The organism is Paenibacillus sp. S25, from assembly GCF_019454085.1.
Classification (GTDB): domain Bacteria; phylum Bacillota; class Bacilli; order Paenibacillales; family Paenibacillaceae; genus Paenibacillus; species Paenibacillus polymyxa_B.
This window is the reverse complement of sequence record NZ_CP073683.1, coordinates 2,115,952-2,134,548: the sequence shown is the minus strand read 5'-3', so window position 1 is coordinate 2,134,548 and position 18,597 is coordinate 2,115,952. Positions and strand designations below refer to the sequence as shown.

Below are 18,597 nucleotides of genomic sequence, written 5' to 3'. Positions count from 1 at the left end.
GCACCTCTCTGTATCCAATGCTTGTCCTGTAAAACACTACACAAATTCAATATTATATCAAAACTTCCATCTTATTACCAGACAAGAACTGACGCTCCCCAGGTCAAGCCACCGCCAAAGCCCACCATTAATACACGGTCGCCTTCCTTCATGCGGCCTTCCTCAGCTGCTTCCACAAGAGCGAGAGGGATTGATGCTGCCGATGTATTCGCATATTTATGAACATTAACAACTACCTTTTCCTCTGGTAAATCCAGACGTTGCATCGCCGATTGGATGATGCGAACATTGGCTTGATGCGGAACGAACAGATCAATATCATCTTTGGACAGCCCTGCTTTTTCCAACACATCGACCGTTGCCGTTCCCATAACACGAACCGCGAACTTGAACACTTCGCGTCCGTTCATGTAAATATAGTGCTGTTTATTTTCCAGTGTGTCTGCACTCGCAGGCAAACGCGAGCCTCCTGCTTCCAACTTGAGTAAGCTGCCTCCGGCACCTTCAGCCCCGAGATCAAAGGATTGGAATCCTCTACCTTCAGGCACTTCGCCAATCACTACAGCTCCTGCACCATCTCCGAATAGAACACAGGTATTGCGGTCGGTATAATCTGTAATCCGAGAAAGACAGTCTGCCCCAATGATTAATGCATTATTATAGATACCTGTCTTAATGAAGCTCGTTGCCGTAGCCAATCCGTATACAAAACCCGAGCATGCCGCAGACAAATCGAAAGCTGCTGCCCCTTTGGCTCCTAATTTGTCCTGAAGAATGCAGGCAGTTGACGGAAACGCCATATCCGGTGTAACCGTAGCTACAATAATTAAATCCAGATCCTGTGCCGTCATACCCGCGGACTCCAGCGCCTTAATTGCTGCTTCATAAGCTAAATCAGATGTAGCCTGCTCTGGAGCCGCAATATGGCGCTCCTGAATCCCTGTACGGCTGACAATCCATTCATCACTTGTTTCTACGATTGCTTCCAAATCTTTATTGGTCAGAATTTTCTCAGGTACGTATTTCCCTGTTCCGATAACACCAACCGGCCGTAATTTATTCATATCGTCACTCACTTCCTGCTGATTTCCTTGGATATACTTTCCACCAACCGGTTTTGCAAGGCCGTACGAGCCTGCCTTACCGCATTTTTGACGGCAACGCCGTCAGACGAACCGTGACTTTTCAGGACGAGTCCACTCAAACCCAGCAAAGGAGCCCCGCCATGCTCTTTATAATCCAATTTACCTTTCAGACTGCGAAGCTCAGGCATAATCAAGGCTGCCGCAAGCTTGGTCTTCAAAGATTTGGTGAATTGCTCTTTTAAGAGAGAAAATATGGCCCCGGCTGTACCCTCCAGCGATTTTAGCATGATATTTCCAGCAAATCCATCGCACACCAGTACATCGCAATTCCCGGTTAACACATCTCTCGATTCAACATTACCCACAAAATTGACAGGTAACTGCTCAATAAGTGGAAATGCCAACTTCGTCAGTTCATTGCCCTTCCCAGCTTCGGTCCCCACATTCAGCAGACCCACCCTTGGAGAAGTCACACCGTGAACTTTCTGACGATACAAACTCCCCATCAGTGCATACTGGGCAAGGTGCTCAGGCTTGGCATCCATATTGGCTCCCAAGTCCAGCGCCAGAATGCCCTGATCATCTATCGTTGGTATCATCGGCGCGAGAGCCGGACGTTCAATGCCCTCCATTCTTCCAACCACCAGCAGCCCTGTGGTCATTAGCGCGCCTGTATTACCTGCGGATATCATGGCATCCGCTTCGCCTTCTCTGACCATTCGACCAGCTACGACCATCGAGGCATCCTTTTTGCGTCGCACTGCCTTTACAGGCTCGTCCTGCGCATCTATCATTTCGGATGCATGGCGAATGCTGAGGTTGGTCGGCAACGCCCTACCGTTTAGAACCGATTCAATTCGTTCCCGGTCACCAACCAGCGTAATGTCCGTATCCTTCCATTCCGCCGCCGCAGATAGCGCGCCCTCTACTGTCGCCTCAGGAGCATTATCTCCCCCCATGGCATCAATGGCGATCCGCATGCTGACTTCCTCCTTCGCTATACTCTTCCTCCGTGGAGCGATAAATGACAAAGTTGCCTTGGAACACCATTTCTTCTCCTACGTAGGCAAAGACTTCCACTTTAGCCTTCCCTTTTTGTTCTGGATTTGAGCGTACATATGCCTTGGCAATGCACTTCTCACCTAAATGAACCGGGCGGACAAAGCGTATATCCGCTGACGCAGTCAATGCTATCTCATCATTAATCACGGCAACGGCCAATGAATTGGCCTGGGCAAATACATAATGCCCCCGCGCAATGCCAGTACGCGAAAAAATATGTTCCTCTTTAATCTCAAAAATCGAAATACCGCTTCGATCCAACTGTAGATCAACGATATCCCCGATCACTTCATGCAAAGGCAAGGAACGAACCTGGTCGTAGGAGCGCTCAGCCATCAGCTTTAGCCGTTCCCGCAATTCTGGGATTCCCAGTTCCATCCGGTCCAGCCGAATAGTCTGAATACTTACCTTCAGCTGTCTTGTCAATTCCTGATCCGTTACGAACGGATTATCATCAATTAATTGAGTCAGCCGCTGCTGTCTCTGTCTCTTCGGCAAACGTTCGATGTCAGTGACGCCTCCTTTCCCTACAATAAACTGTCGTTCAGACGACAGTTCGGGTTACTTCACTTCACTTTCTAACGGCGAAACTTCAAGCCGATTTGTCTTCTTGTATGTATAAAGGAACCTCTTCGGCCCTTCTTTCTTAGAACCTGGTACTAAAACAGTATATAGCATGCTGACGTAAAAAGGAAGCATGCAGACAAAAAAAAGTAGCGCCTCACTGAAGTGAAGCGCTACTCTTCCTGCGAAGATTCCAAAGAATCCGCTTATCGGACATTATTGAGAGATGATCTCTCTAGCTTTGTACGTTCCGCAAACTTTGCACACATGGTGAGCAAGTTTCAATTCGCCGCATTCGGAGCATTTCACCATACCTGGTACTGCCAGTTTAAAGTGAGTACGACGTTTGTCGCGACGAGTTTTGGATGTTCTCCGTTGAGGTACTGCCATTATTCCCACCTCCTTAACCAGATCACCCCCGCATAGCGGGTATGACTTCTTATCTCATTCAAGACTGAAAGAAAATGCCAGAAGCAATTATCTTACAGCCGGTGAATCAAGCCTGCAACATCCACGCATCGGTTCAGTAACTCTCCGGCACAAGCGGATGATGATTTTTCAGAATTGAACTCAATTCTCATTTAAAAAAATCCTTAAGCCCTGCCAGACGCGGATCAATCTTTTCCGTATCGCCATCGTTACTGTCATCGGAGCCAATACTCCAGTTTTGTCCGGTCTTTGGTGCGATTCCCTGACAATCCTCACTGCACAATGGCGCAAACGGCACATGCAGTACAAACAGTTCTTCACAATACGGTGCAATGTCGAAGGAGTCCTCCGTCACTGCGATAAAATCGCCATCTTCATCCTCCTCTTCAACACTCGAAGAGGTTTGCTTGAACCGTTCACGGAATTCAATCTTTAAATCCTCGTGCATCGGGCTTAAACAGCGTGAACACAGCATGTCCAGACCTGCGGTCAACGTGCCTTCCACGCTCATCAAGCCTTGACCCAGACTAACGGCGACCAAGTCGGTCTCCAGCGGGGAAACGGCCGTAACATCAGCACGATCATCCACCAATTCACTCACATTAAGAGATTCACGGATAGGAAAAGGACCGTCACTTGTTGCTACTTTGCGAAAAAATAGTTGCATCACTATCACTCCAAACAAACAAAAATTATTATACCGACTGATCGAGTCGTTTGTCAACACCTTTCACTTTACACCACTCACAAATCCACCGGTTTTCCAATGGTTCGACAAGTTTTATGCAGAAGCAAAAATGCATTGTGCTAAACATGTACCGATGAGTATTCGTACCCCCGCCACTCTTCGTGTACAATAATGCGAGTATAAAGCTTTTTCGTCCAGGTCTCAATGGTCTTGTTCATGCAGACGATGAAAAATCAGTACAGCTGCCCTGAAAACAATCATTCACGGGTACTTAACCATTATTATCAAAATAGTTACCCAATAAGCTACTTTAAGAAAGGAGCCGACATACGGTCTTGAAAACACTCGGTATGGTTGTAGAGTACAACCCCCTGCATAACGGACATGTCCATCACTGGGAGGAATCTCTTCGCATCACTGGTGCACAGCGCACAGTGGCTGTGATGAGTGGCCCTTTCCTTCAGCGGGGTGAACCCGCGATTACAGACAAATGGTCCCGCACCGAAATGGCACTCGCCATGGGTGTGGACCTAGTTCTGGAGCTGCCTGTGGCCTATGCCGTCCAGCCTGCAGAATGGTTTGCCCGCGGAGCGGTCGCCCTGCTCCATGCGACGGGCATCGTCGACGCACTCTGCTTCGGTAGCGAGAGCGGAGACATCGCCCCGCTGCGCGCGCTGGCCCGCGTGCTGGCGGCAGAGCCGGCCGAGATCAAGGCCGGCATCGCGCAGCGCCTAAGCAGCGGCGCGAGCTATCCCGCTGCCTACGCGGGAGCCGCAGCCGCGCTGGCGGCCGAAGGAGGGGACGGCGCTGCGCTCGCCGCCCTCATGCAGCAGCCCAACAATACGTTGGGGCTGCATTACTTGATTGCGCTGGAACGGCTGGGCAGCACAATCAAGCCCTTCACGGTAGCCCGCACGGGATCGGGCTACCATGAAGCCGTGGCTCCTACGGACGGAGTCATCGCCAGCGCCACGGCCATCCGCCGTCTGCTGCTGGACGGCGGGCCGGAGACCGCGTCGCCGTACATACCTGCGGCGACACTGGAGATTTTGCGGCGCGAGTGGCAAGCCGAACGCGCGCCGCTGCATTGGGAAGCGTTCAGCCAGCCGCTGCTGAACGCCCTGATCACACGTAGCCCGCAGCAGCTGGCGGAGCTGCACGAGGTCACCGAAGGGCTGGAGCATCGTCTGCAGCAATCGCTGTACACGCTGCCCCAGCCTTCTGTGGAGGCCCTGCTCGCCGCGATTAAGACAAGGCGCTATACTCGTACGAAGCTTCAGCGGATGTGTACACATATTTTGCTGAATCATGCCAAAGCCGATATGACTCCTGCTGAGCTGGCGAAAGGTCCGGGCTATATCCGCGTGCTCGGCTTTAACAGGGCTGGACGCGAGCTGCTGGCACGTATGAAGCAGACAGCCACCCTTCCGGTATGGGTCAAGCTGTCTGCCGGATCACATCCTCAGCTGGACTGGGATACAGCCGCAGCCGCCATACACGCAGCCGGGATGCCACGTCCCGCCATCCGCGACATGTATGCTGATTACTTGCGACCGCCCATTATGGTTTGATGGGCAGCTTTTCCATATAATTCAGCGCATCGCCAAGCTTGCGAACCGGAACAAGCTTCATCCGGGTTCCAATTTGCTCAGCTTTGGCCTTCGCCTCTTTATAATTATCCGCAGGGACGAAAAACAAATCCGCACCCTGACGGTCAGCAGCAACTATTTTATACTTTGCACCACCAATCGCTCCAACCTGACCGTCCTTATCAATAGTACCCGTACCGGCTGCACGATATCCCTTACTCAGATCACCTGGTGTCAGTTGGTTATAGATTTCCATGGTAAACATCAAACCAGCCGAAGGACCGCCAACATCCGTAGATGTAAAATGAATCGTTTTACGTCCATCCTTCGGCTCTACCTTCTGTACCGTGGCAATACTGACGCCAAATCCGGAACGTTGCTTGCCCGTCTCACTGTCCGTGATGGTCGTTAAGGGAGCTTGCACGGTCAGCAACTTTCCATCGCGCTTTAGCTTCACTTTAGCCATTGTTCCCGGTTTTTCGTCCTCCAAAGCCTCCCGAATGGAATGATTATCGGTCACCCTCACTCCGTTCAGCTCCAATATTTCATCTCCAGGCTCGAACACGCTGTTCGATCCCGGGACCTTAAATACATACACGTAATCTGGCACAATCCGATAGGGGACATGGGCACAGGTGTATGCAGCCTCCATAGCCGAAGATTGGGAATCCCCCATATACCATACCTGTTCTGCCGCATATTCGTCTTCACTTCTTCCATGGAGACGATCCTCTTTGCGTTGAATCTCCGAATTGCGGTCCAACTTGGACAGGCCCAACATGATAACATTGGCATAACGCGCCGATACCGTCGTCATCATAAAAGTCCCCCGTTCGATGCTGTCACCCTCCTGGACTCTAACCATCGGTTTGATCTCGTTTGCCCCACCTGGTCCATAGATCAGATAAGGGGTTGGCATATAGACCAGCACATAGACCATTGCAGCCAGCATTAAGACATAACCGGTTGTAAAAAAAACTCTTTTCCGGTTTATTCGTTTCATTGCTTCTTCCCCCTTGCAGCCTAACTTCTCCTATCCTACCCAAGTGCCTCTGCACCACCTGTTCTCAAGCCTTCCGAAAAAGCATACATTGTTTACGACAACGTATACGAACAACCTATCCCAAGACAACGAACGTGAATAAACGCTGGAGACAGCATCCGACTCTCCTTAGTATATTTATGAGAGGTGAATTCTTTGATACAAAAGGAAGCCCATTCCGCTCCTTATTGGACAACCGTACTGCTTGGCCTTGGAGCCATTTTGCTTGTACTGGCTGTTGTCGCCTCACCAGAAAAAGTATTTCAAGCCTCTACTCAAGGCCTTAAGCTATGGTGGAGTATTATTTTCCCGGCCATGCTGCCTTTTTTGATGCTGTCCGAAATGCTCATCGCCTTTGGTCTAGTACATGGACTAGGTGTCCTGCTGGAGCCGTTTATGCGATTCTGGTTCCGTCTACCCGGGCGAAGCGGCTGGGTGTTGGCCCTCGGCCTGACCGCAGGATTCCCGGCTGCTGCGGAAGCAGTGCGCCAATGGGCACAACAGGAGGATATGACCGCGTTTCAGCTTCGACGTCTAACCGCTATCGCTCATTTCTGCAATCCGATTACCATCCTGCTCGTCATCGGGACAGGACTACTGCACAATGCTGCCACAGGCGTGATGTTACTTGCCGTTCACTGGATTTCCGGGCTGCTGGCAGGCTGGATCACCGCCAGACTATCTGTATCGTCCAAAGAATTGCAAAAACGGGAAACGCCAGCTGCCCTCCGGCGCACCTCAGTTTCCCGTACTTCTCCCTCCCTGATCCGATCCGCATGGGAAGCTACCCGCTCTGCCAGAGAACGGGACGGCCGCAGTTTCGGAAAACTGTTGGGCGAAACCGTATCCCATGCTGTACAGACGCTGATGGTGACAGGTGGATTCATTATTTTCTTTTCCGTACTGATTCGACTGCTGTCCATATATACAGGCCAAGGATCGCTTTCTTTCATTTGGCCTGCCTGGATGGAAATCCATCTGGGTTCCTATGAAATCAGCCGTCTGCCCTACGATCTCCGTACACAAGCAGCCCTGATCAGTGCTGTGTTGGGCTGGGGCGGCCTCTGCGGCTGGCTTCAAATTACCGCCGTCACCAGGCCTTCCGACAAGGGTATCACCTTCACCCTGTCACGAGTGCTCCATGGGATCATTGCTTTTGGACTTACCTTGGCGACATGGGTCCCGCTTAGCCGCATCTTCAGCAATACAACTCCCGCTTACGTCAGTCGCAGTTCTGTGTCTTCTTTTGCGGAAAGCGTAAATGAATCCGCCACGCATCCTGTCATGGCCGGAGCCAGCGGCTTATTAACACAAATTGAAGGAACATCTATGTACCCCTGGCAACTAACCGTACTGTCCATTGCACTGCTAGGTACAATTATAGTTACCCTGCTGGCCTTTTCCTTTATGACTTCATGGTGGAGCCGCCGCGATTCGCGTTGACCTTCGCACGCAGTGCATCTTCCACCTCCGGTGCCACCAGATCTACAACCTTGCCATCAAAATGCGCAATTTCCTTCACCATACTGGAACTCAGATATGAATAAGCCGGATTAGTCATCATAAAGATTGTTTCCGCATCCGGGTTCAGCTTATGATTTGTAGAGGCTAATTGCAGCTCATATTCAAAATCAGTCACCGACCGGATTCCTCTGACAATAACTTGGGCCCCTTTTTGACGTACATAATTAGCTGTCAGATCACGGAAGCTGTCCACTTCAACGTTGGGGATATCGCGAGTTACCGTTCGCAGTAACTCCATTCGTTCCTCAAGTGAAAACAGCGGATTTTTACTAATATTGTTAAGAACCGCGACAATCAATAGATCAAACTGTCTGGCTGCTCTTTGAATAATATCCTGGTGCCCCATCGTCACGGGATCAAAGGTTCCCGGATATACGGCAATACGTAGTTTGTGCTCAATCATGATGGTCCTCCCCGTCTGATTCGCTGATGCCGAATTTGACCCCTCCGGCTTCTGTATGTTCTACGACATCCGACAAAGCATCGGCTGCAAAATGATAAATAGATAACGCCGTTTCGCCATAGACTGCTTTTCTGACCTGTTCGAACGGCCCGAAGCTTTCCGGATATTCATGCCCCGATTCATACTCCAGCACGATGATTGCATCTGAACGAAGCAAGTTCAACTCAGCCATACGGCTCATTAATTCATCTCCGTGTTTGAGACGATAGGGTGGGTCCAGAAAAACAGCATCAAAAAGAGCTCCACGTTTTGCCAGCACCTTGAGCGCTCGTCCGGCATCATTGCGGAACACTTCAGCCTGTCCGTCCAATCCAGTTTTTCGCAAATTTTCTTTAATGACATCAATGCTTTTGGATTCCATATCAATAAAAACAGCCTTGTCCATTCCCCGGCTAAGCGCCTCTATACCTAGGCCACCACTGCCAGCAAACAGATCAAGTGCGACTCCCCCATCAAAATAAGGACCTATCATGCTAAATAGCGCTTCCTTGACCTTATCCGTGGTCGGCCGCGTCCCTGTGCCGGGAACTGCCTTTAACGGCCTTCCTTTGGCACTACCCGATACCACTCTCACGATGAAACTCACCTATTTTCTATATGTGTTCATAACCATATAAGATTATGACGCTATCGTACCACATGCACCGCCGTTTGAAAAACTTAGGATGAGGCAGGTATAAAAAACCATTCCCTGGGCATCCTTAGGATATCGGCATTCAACCAATGTCGTAGACAACCGCGGAGAAGACTTACGTTTCCCCATAAGCTCTTCGTCCGGTTTCTCCTCTCCCATTCGGGCGCTCTTTAATGGAGCGCCTGATTTTTTTTGCATAAAAAGAAGCTGCTTAATAGCAGCTCTATGTATCATTTTTCTATTTCGGCATTTTGTTTATTTCAGCAGTTCCTCGGGTGTATCCCCTTGATAAACATACACGTAACTCGCCACTGATACAGCAAATGTTGCAAACATAGACAACGATGTAGCTAATCCATATACCATTTTCCTCATCATTCCACTCACCTCCTTCCCCGGATCAATGTTAGGCTTTGGACCAAAAAAGCAACAGCCACTACAGAAGAACCGATTACAAAATTAGTACATACAAGCAGGGAGGATAACAGTCGCAAGAGGGGATAAAACCGTACTGGAATGCGCGACTGCTTTTCAATTCTGGACGGAGCAAAACATAAAACGAGAATGAGAGCTATTCCGGTAAACAGGTTTGTCCACCAACTATTTAAGGCAATGCAGGATATGTAAGTAAAAGCTGCTGAGGTCACCAACACACATGCCATGCCCGTTTTCAAATGAATGCCTCCTGATATTTGGCGCAGTAGGGCGAAAGCGACGAGAATCGTTACAGCCTCTACCATCCGCCCCGTGAAGATTGAGGCGAATAGTGTTAACACGATGATCATGGATGCATTCAGAATGAGAGCAAGTGCATATTTAAGGACCGCGACAGAGGCCGGATGATCAGGCACAGTACGTTTGATCTGGTTAGCAAGTTTGAAAGCCATCGCTTCAATCATCCCGGTATTCCTTTCCGATTGCATAATAGATGAAAAATCCCGAAACCAGTGCAAAAAATATCATATTTAACCATACCTCGTTATAGTAGAGCACAATAGAAGTTGAAATGAGAGACAGGATAATCAGCGTGATGACAATTCCATATTCCTCTTTGAACTTTAGCTTCTTGAAATTAGGGGAAAAGCCTATCCCTTTTCGATACAACATCAATGAAATAAGCAGTCCTACTGCCGCGCTTACCACTTGTAGCAGATAGCCCTTCAAGGACCCATCCTGCAGCTCAGAAACCGGAAGGTTGCCGAACATGACTTTTAGGAATACCGACTGAACAACGGCATATGCAAAATAACCTGTAACCGTCATAATACCGGACCACACAATCGGAATCTTCACGACCGTAGCGAGTAAAAAAATAAAAAGCAGCATATTTACGACAGGCACCAAATACGAAAAGGAAAACTCCTCTCGGAGCATATAACTTTGCAAATTCATAATCAGGTTAACAAAAATGGCCTGCCATAGATAAGGGGTCATTTTAACTTTAAAAATACTCAAAATCAGCGCAAAAACAGCTACTCCCTCAAGCGTGGAGAAAAGCAAAAAGCCGATTGGCTTCAAAAGCATGCGTGCATCTCCTTTACAATTCCAACAAACCTCATCGGTGTATTCAAAAACTTGGATGTACATCGAATATAAAGGGCTGGGAGCTACTTTTCAAGAGGTCTTTTCAATTATTTCATAGATTTATTCAAGCACTTCAACCGAATGTTATCGGATGCTGTTTCAAGTTGCAGCTTAGGCAACACTTTCTTTGACCGAATCTCCCTGCTTGTGCACAGGCTTCATACGTGATATAAGCTTTTTCCCCCAACGGATACCGGGCTGTTCAATCCACGAGTAGGTAAACCAGGATAGTCCAATGGTGAATAGCAACGTTATGATAAACATAAGTGTGAGGCTGACTAGGGGAGCAAAAGGTAGTTTAACCTGTACGATTAGTCCCAGAACCAGCATATGCGTCAAATACATGCTGTAGCTAAGGCGGCCGATCCATGACCACACCCGATTAAGCAGCCACATCGGCTGCCAGTGATACAAAGCATACGCCCCCAGCAGCAACCCGACACCTATGAGATAATCGGTCATGCCTCCAAAAAACGCAAATAGCACAGAAACAAGCAGCAAACTTCCACTGACCCGGTCTATACTTTTCCAATGCCGTTCGTCTTTCCAAATGAAAAACAACAATATACCTAGCCCAAAGACAGGCAATTGATTCGGAAACCATAAATACAGATAGTGCCCCCATAAAGAGTGATTACTAATCCATGGATATTGAACAAATACCGTATTTAACCCGAAGCTTACCACAAGCGCCATCACAACAAACCAGGTCGCATGGCGGACTGATCGGATCAGCTTAAATAATAGGGGGATAAACAGATAAAACATACATTCCACCGCAATAGACCATTCCACACCAATAATGCTGTTGATCCAGTACGGATTCAGACCATTCAAAAACAGGACATGAGCTGCGATATTGGCGGCAGTGACTCCCTCCTGATCTCCAAGCCAGAATCGTGGACCTGTCCCGTTCACAACTAAATAGATTCCTAACATCACGTAATACAAAGGAGCAATTCGAAAAAAACGACGCAACAGGTAAGCTGAAATTCTTTCCCTCTTGTCACCCGAACGTCTGCTCAAGGATAAAAATAGCGTAAAAGCGCTGGCCATATAAAATAAAGCGACACCTTTAGCTCCTATACTCAAGCCTTTTTGCAACCATCCGTTTAATCCGTCCACATGCTGGCTGACATGCACAAGTAATACTCCGATAATAGCCAGCGCCCTCAGCGTATCTACAAATTGCAGCTTGTCATCTTCCATTTTCCCCTTGGCTTCGGGCATCGTATCCCTCCATAACAATCTCGAATGATACATTTTGTATCTATAATACACAAAATGTATCACTAAAGTAAATATCTCTGTTATGCAAAAAAACACCCTCCGTCCGCAAAGAAATGCGGCCAGAAGATGTTCATTTTGTCCTTGCTTAGTCAGCTCACGCAAATGAGTATGGGCCAATTGGCAGTGACTTTATTTCAGGATTTTGCAAAATTCGATTCCAGTCGCTCCGAAGTGCAAGATATAGACAAAAAGCATTTCGATCTATATCTTGTTCATCGGAAGTCGCTTATGGGATTTTTGCAAAATCCTCATTTGTTTAAATGAAAAGGGACGGTCGTTACGATCACGTCTTTATAATTAATCAAATAAGCTCTCATCAGTAAGCTGGTCTGATTGTGTAGAATATTTTCCCACCAGTGCTTGGTGATGAATTGTGGAATGAGAACAGTGATATGGTCCTCGTCTGCTTTTTTCCACTCTACTGTATCGATGAACTTGCGGAGCGGATTAATGATGCTGCGATAACGGGATCTCAGCACTACCAAACGTATGCCCACATCCCACTCTTCCCACTTCTGTTCCATTTTTTGAATCGCTTCATCATCCACACCCACATATACGGCAACCACATTGTCCGACAAGGTTTTGGCATAGCTGATCGTATTCATAACGACTCGCGTAATACCTGCCACCGGAATAATAATCGTATTGCCTTTCACCATAGGTTTATCCTTGGTAATATCAATGCGCAGTTGTTCAGCCGTATTTTTGTAATGCCCGTTGATCTTCATAAAGAAATACAGTACCAAAGGCAGAAAGATAAAGACTACCCACACCTGGCTAAACTTAGTAAAGATAAAAATGAGCGTAATCGACAGCGTGGTCAGCATCCCAACCGTATTAATAGCAAGCTTGACGATCCAGCCTGGCGGTTTGAGCCGGATCCAGCGAATCATCATGCCAAGTTGCGAGAGCGTGAACGGAATAAATACCCCTACGGCATAAAGCGGGATCAGATTTTCTGTGTTGCCGCCAAATACGATGACCAGCAATGCCGAGAAGATACTCAGAAACAGGATACCATTAGAGTATCCGAGTCGATCTCCACGAACCATGAACATGTGCGGCATGTATTTGTCCTTCGCGAGCATAAAAGCAAGTAATGGAAAGGCCGAATAGGCTGTATTCGCCGCCAAAAACAAGATGAGCGCCGTTACGCCCTGAATGATGTAATACATCACACCACGCCCGAAAGTGGCGTTTGCAATTTGCGAAATGACCGTTTCATGCGGATTAGGACGAACACCGTACCAATAAGCCAGCAAACTAATTCCGATAAACATACATCCGAGAATCAAACCCATCATCATTAGTGTAGTTGCTGCATTTTTGGCAGCTGGCTTGCGGAAATTCGGAATGGCATTCGAGACAGCTTCTACCCCAGTTAACGCCGAGCAACCCGAGCTGAACGCCTTCAGTAACAGGAACAGGCTGACGTTAGATACCGTAGCTCCAAATTGCGGTGCTGCAGCATGAGCTCCCCCTGCCACGTAATGAATGATACCGCTAATAATCAAGACAAAAATGGCAACAACAAATAAATAAATCGGTACAGCCAGCACCGAGGCAGATTCTGTCACTCCGCGCAAATTCATAATAGTCAAAAAGATAATCATAATCAAAGCAATGGCAATCCGATGATCATGTAACGACGGGAACGCAGATGTAATGGCATCTGTACCTGCCGATGAGCTAACCGCTACCGTCAGAATATAATCGACCAACAAAGACCCACCTGCAATCAGGCTGGGACTCTTTCCCAAATTATCCTGTGCAACAATGTACGCTCCTCCGCCACCAGGATAGGAAAATATGGTCTGTCTATAGGACAGGATCAGAATGATCAGCAAACCCAATACCGCAATGGATATAGGAATGGAATACCATAGGGCAGCGAAGCCAGCTGTAATTAAAACCAGCAGAATTTGCTCCGTTCCGTAAGCTACAGAGGACAAGGCATCTGAGGACAGAATGGCCAGTGCCTTGAGCTTATTCAGTTTCTCATCTTCAAGGGCCGTCGACTTTCGCGGACGACCGATTAATAATCTTTTGACTTTACTCAGCATTTCGTTGACTCCTTCTTTGGATGAGGGTTTTGCAAAAGAACTATGGATCTTATGTTTATTATGTCACCTACACATCAGATTGATGAAACAAATGAACTATTATTTTATACTCCCTCATCCTGAAAAAAACAATAAGGAATGCTCCCTAAAAAGAGCATTCCCGAGTAAGAAAGAGTATTTCGATAAAATACCCTTATGAATACAGTAATTTGAACCTTTCCGGGGTAATTCCTTCAGCACGGCGAAAAGTTGCCACAAAATGACTGGCATCTCGGAATCCTACTCGCTCCGAAATCTCCTTTACTGTTAATTGCGGATATTCCGTCATCATTTCCTTGGCCTTCCGCAGCCGAATTACAATCAGATAAGCATAAGAAGTCACACCAAACGCTTGCTTAAATAATGTATTTAAATGGCGGGAGCTGACATTCATCATAACTGCCATATCACCCAGGCCCACATCAGGACTGGCATAATTTTGCTCCATAAAGGCCAGTACAGGGGTTAAACGTTCCACATTATGGGATAGGGAAGGCATCGAGCTATGTTGTCCATGTTTACGCAGTAGAGTCAGAAAACGATACATATTGGCCGAAGCATCTAATCCAGACAAATCACGTTCACTAACCATGGAATGGAGCATAGTTTCCCCATAGCTGTGCAGCTCGCTATCCGGGTCCCAATGATACCCACGCGTATGCTTCAATCCCAGTGCAGTCAATACAGCAGCGGCGATGGGGCCGTCAAATGTAATGTATAACGTTCGCCATACCTTGGTCGCCCGTCTGTATGCATGGGATTCCCCAGGTAGCAGCAGAACCCCGGACTGCTCTCCCAGACGGAAGGTCCCCCCTTTAAATGTAAACATCCCTTCACCGGACACCGTCTGAATCCAGTGAAAGCACGGATAGCCCTCTGGACGGGACACATCCTCCTGCCTGCTGTTAAATCCGATACTTTCAATAAAAAGGGGTAAAGAGTGCTCACGCGTAGTCAGGAAAAATCTTAAATGATGGGGAGTTAAAATCATAAAAAGCACCTCCGGCGTATGCGGGTATGTATTTCACATGTAGATCCATATTGTTATATACACGTTCATTTTATTATATTTAAAAGCAGTTATTTGTATTATAAGATAGAATTATTCTTATATACAGAGGTGATTGACATGATAAGCAGCAAACTTCCTAAAGTATTTTACGGTGGAGATTATAATCCTGAGCAATGGGATGAGGCCACGCATCAGGAAGATTTACGGATGTTCAGGCAAGCAGGGATTGATATCGCCACGGTCAACGTATTCTCATGGGCCAAAATTCAGTCCGATGAAATCACATATCATTTTGAATGGCTGGATCAATTGATTGACAGTCTTTATGAAAGCGATATCTTCGTTTGTCTAGCTACTAGCACGGCAGCGCACCCTGCTTGGATGGCTACCCGCTATCCCGACGTTCTCCGGGTGGACGCTGACGGACGGAAGCGGAAATTCGGTGGCCGCCACAACTCTTGTCCGAACAGTCCAACGTATCGAAAATACGCGGAGCAGATGGCTGACCGAATTGCAGAACGATACAAAAACCATCCCGCGATCCTCGTGTGGCACGTGTCCAATGAGTACGGCGGGGATTGCTATTGTGATAACTGCGCGGCCGCATTCCGGGTGTGGCTCAAGCAAAAATACGGATCACTGGAAGAGCTAAACCGGGTGTGGAATACTTCCTTCTGGGGTCACACCTTCTATGATTGGGATGAAATTGTACCGCCAAATAATCTGAGCGAGCATTGGGGAGAAAATCACTCCTGCTTTCAGGGCATATCCCTCGATTATGCGCGCTTCAATTCAGACAGTATGCTGGATTGCTACCTACTGGAATATAACGCGATTAAAAAACATGTTCCCGATGCCGTGGTAACAACCAATCTGATGGGCTTTTTTAAGCAACTGGACTATTTTAAATGGGCTAAGTACATGGATATTGTATCTTGGGACAGCTATCCCGGGGCCAATACTCCGATAAGCTATACGGCGATGGCGCACGATCTGATGCGCGGCTTGAAGGATGGTCAACCCTTTATGCTGATGGAGCAAACACCGAGCCAGCAGAACTGGCAGGCGTATAATTCGCTTAAACGGCCCGGCGTTATGCGGTTATGGAGTTATCAGGCAGTCGCGCATGGCGCGGACACGGTCATGTTCTTCCAGCTTCGCCGCTCGATCGGCGCTTGTGAGAAATTCCACGGGGCCGTCATTGAGCATGCCGGGCATGAGAACACACGTGTATTTCGCGAGGTGGCACAGCTTGGCAGTGAGCTTAGCGCATTAGGCAACACGCTACTTGACGCGACCGTTAATGCAAAAGTAGCCATTTTATTCGATTGGGATAATTGGTGGGCTTTGGAAAAATCAAGCGGCCCTTCTGTCGCCTTGAAGTATATGGATCAGGTACACAAGTATTATGCTCCCCTCTTCCGGCGGAATGTACAGGTAGACCTGGTTTCTGTTGATGCAGATTTCCAGAAATATGATCTCATTATCGCGCCTGTACTCTACATGGTCAAGCCGGGTACCGCCGAGAAGCTGGAACAATTCACAGAGCATGGCGGCACCTTCGTAACGACCTTTTTCAGTGGCATTGTAAATGAAACCGATCTGGTCACAACCGGAGGATATCCTGGTAAACTGCGTAACTTGCTTGGGATCTGGGTGGAAGAAATTGACGCGCTTCTGCCGGAATCACACAACCGCATTGTATTGAAAGAAAAGATGGGGGTATTACAAGGTGAATATAAATGCGGTCTGCTCTGCGACTTGTTGCATAGCGAAGGCGCCGAGGTACTGGCCGAATACGGCGATGATTTCTATCAGGGCATGCCAGTGCTGACACGCAATCGCTTCGGTCAAGGTGAGGCATGGTACGTTGCTTCAGATCCTGAAGAGACTTTCCTTGATGGCCTGCTGGACTACATTTGTGAGCAAAAAGGGATTCCATCCCTGCTGCGCGCTCCTGCGGGTGTAGAAGCCACTGTACGGACCAAAGATGGAAAATCATATCTATTCGTTCTGAATCATAACGCCCAGACGCAGCAATATCATTTGGATGATCAGAAAGGGAATGAGCTGATCAGTGGTAAATACCTGGAAGGAGATATTTCTATTGAAGGCTACGGCTTTCAAATACTGGAGCTATCATAATCACTCAGATTTGACTCATGCAGTTCAGCTTGCTGCATAAGTCAAATCTAGGTATCAAAGGAGTTCATCATGAAACGACTGCTATGGATCGGCAGCTTATCTTATTTTTTAATCGGCCTGGCACACGTGGTTGTAGGCTCCCTACTGCCTGTGTTGTTAGAGCATTACGGTAGAAATTATACGGATGGCGGAAGTCTAATCTTCGCTCAATTTTCCGGTTTTCTGGCTGGAGTCCTGCTGTCGCCGTGGCTTGCCCGGAGTTTCGGCAAACGCCGAAGTCTGGTATTCGCCCTGCTCCTGCTGTGCGCGGCGGAAGTGCTCTACTCATTGTTGCCGCCTTGGGGTTGGCTATATGCCGTCGGGGCAGCAGCCGGGTTTGGCTTCGGTATGGTAGAAACACTCATTGGCACTATTATTATTAGCGGTATTACTCAAGGAACGGGCGCGGCTATGAGCCGTCTGGAAGTCTTTTTTGGGATTGGTGCTTTGGCTATGCCCGCTATCGCCAGCCAGCTCATTGCTCTCGGTTGGTGGCGATTGGCCTTTCCCATCATTTCCATGTTTGCAGCCGTCACCGTCATAGCTTGGCTGCGCGGGTCCTTCGGCACGCTGGACGCTGTATTAGACCAACAGGAACACCAAGGTGATAACCATATGCGTTCCACTAACTCACCCAAATCCCCCACGGTGGAGGCTTCTAAGGGTAGCCCTATAGGCAATTGGAAGCTACTTGCACTATTTATCGTCTTTTTCTTTATCTATGTAGGGACAGAGATGAGCCTGGCTAATTTCCTGCCCTCCATGTTCATCGAACGGCTGGGTCTCACACAAGCCGAAGCAGCACTTAGTGTCACCTGCTTCTGGTTAGCAATGGCTACCGGCCGGTTATTCACAGGCTACATTGCCGATCGATACGGCTACGGTGTCTTTGTCGCCCTGAGCTCGCTGGCAGCGACCGTGCTGCTGTGCGTGTTCCCACTGATCAAAGGCACTGCCGGCGCCTTTATCCTTATTGTACTGCTGGGGCTGGGCATGTCCGGCATCTTCTCCATCGCACTTGTTTTTGCCAGCAAAATGATGCCGGGTACAGAAGAATCTACCACTAGCCTGCTTATCGGCGCAGGTGGAGTTGGGGGAGCTCTGCTGCCATTATGGCTCGGAAATAGCATGGATCGTGGTGGAGCAGTCTCTTCGGCGTGGTTGCTGGCAGGCTTCGCCTGTATCCTATGCCTGCTTGGGGGCATCTTGTACGCCCTATATGTGCGCAAAAAACGGCTTCATACCGCTTCATCATGAGACACGTCTCTACGGGCGCCTTTGTCTGTTCCTTGGTTGTCATCCAAGTGCACATTCAAAGGTGCTTTTTTACATACTAGACGAA

Annotated in this window: 18 protein-coding genes; 4 read left to right on the top strand and 14 right to left on the bottom strand. The window is 48.2% G+C overall.

What is annotated here, in order from left to right; genetic code table 11:
- Positions 1–74: 74 nt before the first annotated feature.
- The 5 genes from KAI37_RS09380 to KAI37_RS09360 form a co-directional block, all read right to left on the bottom strand.
- On the bottom strand, positions 75–1,064 hold the full coding sequence (locus KAI37_RS09380; RefSeq protein ID WP_023988162.1) for a beta-ketoacyl-ACP synthase III: 990 nt from the start codon (positions 1,062–1,064) through the stop codon (positions 75–77).
- Between the two features lie 8 nt (positions 1,065–1,072).
- Positions 1,073–2,065 (bottom strand): phosphate acyltransferase PlsX, encoded by a 993-nt coding sequence (gene plsX / locus KAI37_RS09375; RefSeq protein ID WP_071640451.1) that lies wholly within the window; start codon positions 2,063–2,065, stop codon positions 1,073–1,075.
- Positions 2,049–2,645, bottom strand: coding sequence for a transcription factor FapR (gene fapR, locus KAI37_RS09370; RefSeq protein ID WP_007429980.1), 597 nt, complete (start codon positions 2,643–2,645; stop codon positions 2,049–2,051). Before fapR ends, plsX begins: the two co-directional genes overlap by 17 nt.
- A 282-nt stretch (positions 2,646–2,927) precedes the next feature.
- On the bottom strand, positions 2,928–3,101 hold the full coding sequence (rpmF, locus tag KAI37_RS09365) for a 50S ribosomal protein L32 (RefSeq protein ID WP_007429979.1): 174 nt from the start codon (positions 3,099–3,101) through the stop codon (positions 2,928–2,930).
- A gap of 187 nt (positions 3,102–3,288) precedes the next feature.
- A complete protein-coding gene (locus KAI37_RS09360) occupies positions 3,289–3,807 on the bottom strand; it encodes a YceD family protein (RefSeq protein WP_023988160.1) in 519 nt (172 codons plus the stop codon).
- Positions 3,808–4,163: 356 nt separating this feature from the next.
- Here KAI37_RS09360 and KAI37_RS09355 point away from each other — a divergent pair, with 356 nt between their 5' ends.
- Positions 4,164–5,399: a nucleotidyltransferase gene (locus KAI37_RS09355; RefSeq protein ID WP_220031128.1), complete on the top strand. Its 1,236-nt coding sequence runs from the start codon at positions 4,164–4,166 to the stop codon at positions 5,397–5,399.
- Here the strand turns inward: KAI37_RS09355 and KAI37_RS09350 are convergent.
- Entirely contained in the window at positions 5,389–6,420 is a 1,032-nt protein-coding gene (locus tag KAI37_RS09350; protein WP_071640445.1) for a YlbL family protein, read from the bottom strand. The genes KAI37_RS09355 and KAI37_RS09350 overlap by 11 nt on opposite strands.
- A 186-nt stretch (positions 6,421–6,606) precedes the next feature.
- Here KAI37_RS09350 and KAI37_RS09345 point away from each other — a divergent pair, with 186 nt between their 5' ends.
- A complete protein-coding gene (locus tag KAI37_RS09345; protein ID WP_481856597.1) occupies positions 6,607–7,902 on the top strand; it encodes a nucleoside recognition protein in 1,296 nt (431 codons plus the stop codon).
- On the opposite strand, the gene coaD is transcribed toward KAI37_RS09345, so the two are convergent.
- The 8 genes from coaD to KAI37_RS09305 all read right to left on the bottom strand — a co-directional run bounded on the left by coaD (position 7,865) and on the right by KAI37_RS09305 (position 15,050).
- The gene (gene coaD, locus KAI37_RS09340) at positions 7,865–8,386 is read right to left on the bottom strand and encodes a pantetheine-phosphate adenylyltransferase (protein ID WP_220031127.1); all 522 of its coding nucleotides are present in this window, start codon (positions 8,384–8,386) and stop codon (positions 7,865–7,867) included. The two genes, KAI37_RS09345 and coaD, sit on opposite strands and share 38 nt — an antisense overlap.
- On the bottom strand, positions 8,379–9,020 hold the full coding sequence (gene rsmD / locus KAI37_RS09335) for a 16S rRNA (guanine(966)-N(2))-methyltransferase RsmD (protein WP_071640444.1): 642 nt from the start codon (positions 9,018–9,020) through the stop codon (positions 8,379–8,381). The genes coaD and rsmD overlap by 8 nt, the downstream gene beginning before the upstream one ends.
- Before the next feature lie 315 nt (positions 9,021–9,335).
- Positions 9,336–9,458, bottom strand: coding sequence for a cyclic lactone autoinducer peptide (locus KAI37_RS09330; RefSeq protein ID WP_023988155.1), 123 nt, complete (start codon positions 9,456–9,458; stop codon positions 9,336–9,338).
- Positions 9,459–9,463: 5 nt separating this feature from the next.
- A complete protein-coding gene (locus KAI37_RS09325; protein WP_071640443.1) occupies positions 9,464–9,979 on the bottom strand; it encodes an accessory gene regulator ArgB-like protein in 516 nt (171 codons plus the stop codon).
- Entirely contained in the window at positions 9,972–10,604 is a 633-nt protein-coding gene (locus tag KAI37_RS09320) for a hypothetical protein (RefSeq protein ID WP_023988153.1), read from the bottom strand. The genes KAI37_RS09325 and KAI37_RS09320 overlap by 8 nt, the downstream gene beginning before the upstream one ends.
- A 171-nt stretch (positions 10,605–10,775) precedes the next feature.
- Positions 10,776–11,894 (bottom strand): acyltransferase family protein, encoded by a 1,119-nt coding sequence (locus KAI37_RS09315; protein WP_071640442.1) that lies wholly within the window; start codon positions 11,892–11,894, stop codon positions 10,776–10,778.
- A 308-nt stretch (positions 11,895–12,202) separates the two neighbouring features.
- Positions 12,203–14,020: an APC family permease gene (locus KAI37_RS09310; RefSeq protein WP_025718517.1), complete on the bottom strand. Its 1,818-nt coding sequence runs from the start codon at positions 14,018–14,020 to the stop codon at positions 12,203–12,205.
- 193 nt (positions 14,021–14,213) lie between these two features.
- Positions 14,214–15,050 carry an AraC family transcriptional regulator gene (locus KAI37_RS09305; RefSeq protein ID WP_071640438.1) on the bottom strand — a complete coding sequence of 279 codons (837 nt, stop codon included), beginning with the start codon at positions 15,048–15,050 and terminating at the stop codon, positions 14,214–14,216.
- Between the two features lie 138 nt (positions 15,051–15,188).
- Between KAI37_RS09305 and KAI37_RS09300 the strand changes: the two genes are divergently transcribed.
- Positions 15,189–17,216 carry a beta-galactosidase gene (locus KAI37_RS09300; RefSeq protein ID WP_220031126.1) on the top strand — a complete coding sequence of 676 codons (2,028 nt, stop codon included), beginning with the start codon at positions 15,189–15,191 and terminating at the stop codon, positions 17,214–17,216.
- A gap of 69 nt (positions 17,217–17,285) precedes the next feature.
- Positions 17,286–18,512 (top strand): MFS transporter, encoded by a 1,227-nt coding sequence (locus KAI37_RS09295; protein WP_071640434.1) that lies wholly within the window; start codon positions 17,286–17,288, stop codon positions 18,510–18,512.
- Positions 18,513–18,597: the final 85 nt, after the last annotated feature.

Bases quoted from the DNA above. Each gene is read 5' to 3' on its own strand.
- KAI37_RS09380 (WP_023988162.1), bottom strand. From the start codon at position 1,064: ATGAATAAATTACGGCCGGTTGGTGTTATCGGAACAGGGAAATACGTA.
- plsX (WP_071640451.1), bottom strand. From the start codon at position 2,065: ATGCGGATCGCCATTGATGCCATGGGGGGAGATAATGCTCCTGAGGCG.
- rpmF (WP_007429979.1), bottom strand. From the start codon at position 3,101: ATGGCAGTACCTCAACGGAGAACATCCAAAACTCGTCGCGACAAACGT.
- KAI37_RS09360 (WP_023988160.1), bottom strand. From the start codon at position 3,807: ATGCAACTATTTTTTCGCAAAGTAGCAACAAGTGACGGTCCTTTTCCT.
- KAI37_RS09350 (WP_071640445.1), bottom strand. From the start codon at position 6,420: ATGAAACGAATAAACCGGAAAAGAGTTTTTTTTACAACCGGTTATGTC.
- coaD (WP_220031127.1), bottom strand. From the start codon at position 8,386: ATGATTGAGCACAAACTACGTATTGCCGTATATCCGGGAACCTTTGAT.
- KAI37_RS09330 (WP_023988155.1), bottom strand. From the start codon at position 9,458: ATGATGAGGAAAATGGTATATGGATTAGCTACATCGTTGTCTATGTTT.
- KAI37_RS09325 (WP_071640443.1), bottom strand. From the start codon at position 9,979: ATGATTGAAGCGATGGCTTTCAAACTTGCTAACCAGATCAAACGTACT.
- KAI37_RS09320 (WP_023988153.1), bottom strand. From the start codon at position 10,604: ATGCTTTTGAAGCCAATCGGCTTTTTGCTTTTCTCCACGCTTGAGGGA.
- KAI37_RS09315 (WP_071640442.1), bottom strand. From the start codon at position 11,894: ATGCCCGAAGCCAAGGGGAAAATGGAAGATGACAAGCTGCAATTTGTA.
- KAI37_RS09310 (WP_025718517.1), bottom strand. From the start codon at position 14,020: ATGCTGAGTAAAGTCAAAAGATTATTAATCGGTCGTCCGCGAAAGTCG.
- KAI37_RS09305 (WP_071640438.1), bottom strand. From the start codon at position 15,050: ATGATTTTAACTCCCCATCATTTAAGATTTTTCCTGACTACGCGTGAG.
- KAI37_RS09300 (WP_220031126.1), top strand. From the start codon at position 15,189: ATGATAAGCAGCAAACTTCCTAAAGTATTTTACGGTGGAGATTATAAT.
- KAI37_RS09295 (WP_071640434.1), top strand. From the start codon at position 17,286: ATGAAACGACTGCTATGGATCGGCAGCTTATCTTATTTTTTAATCGGC.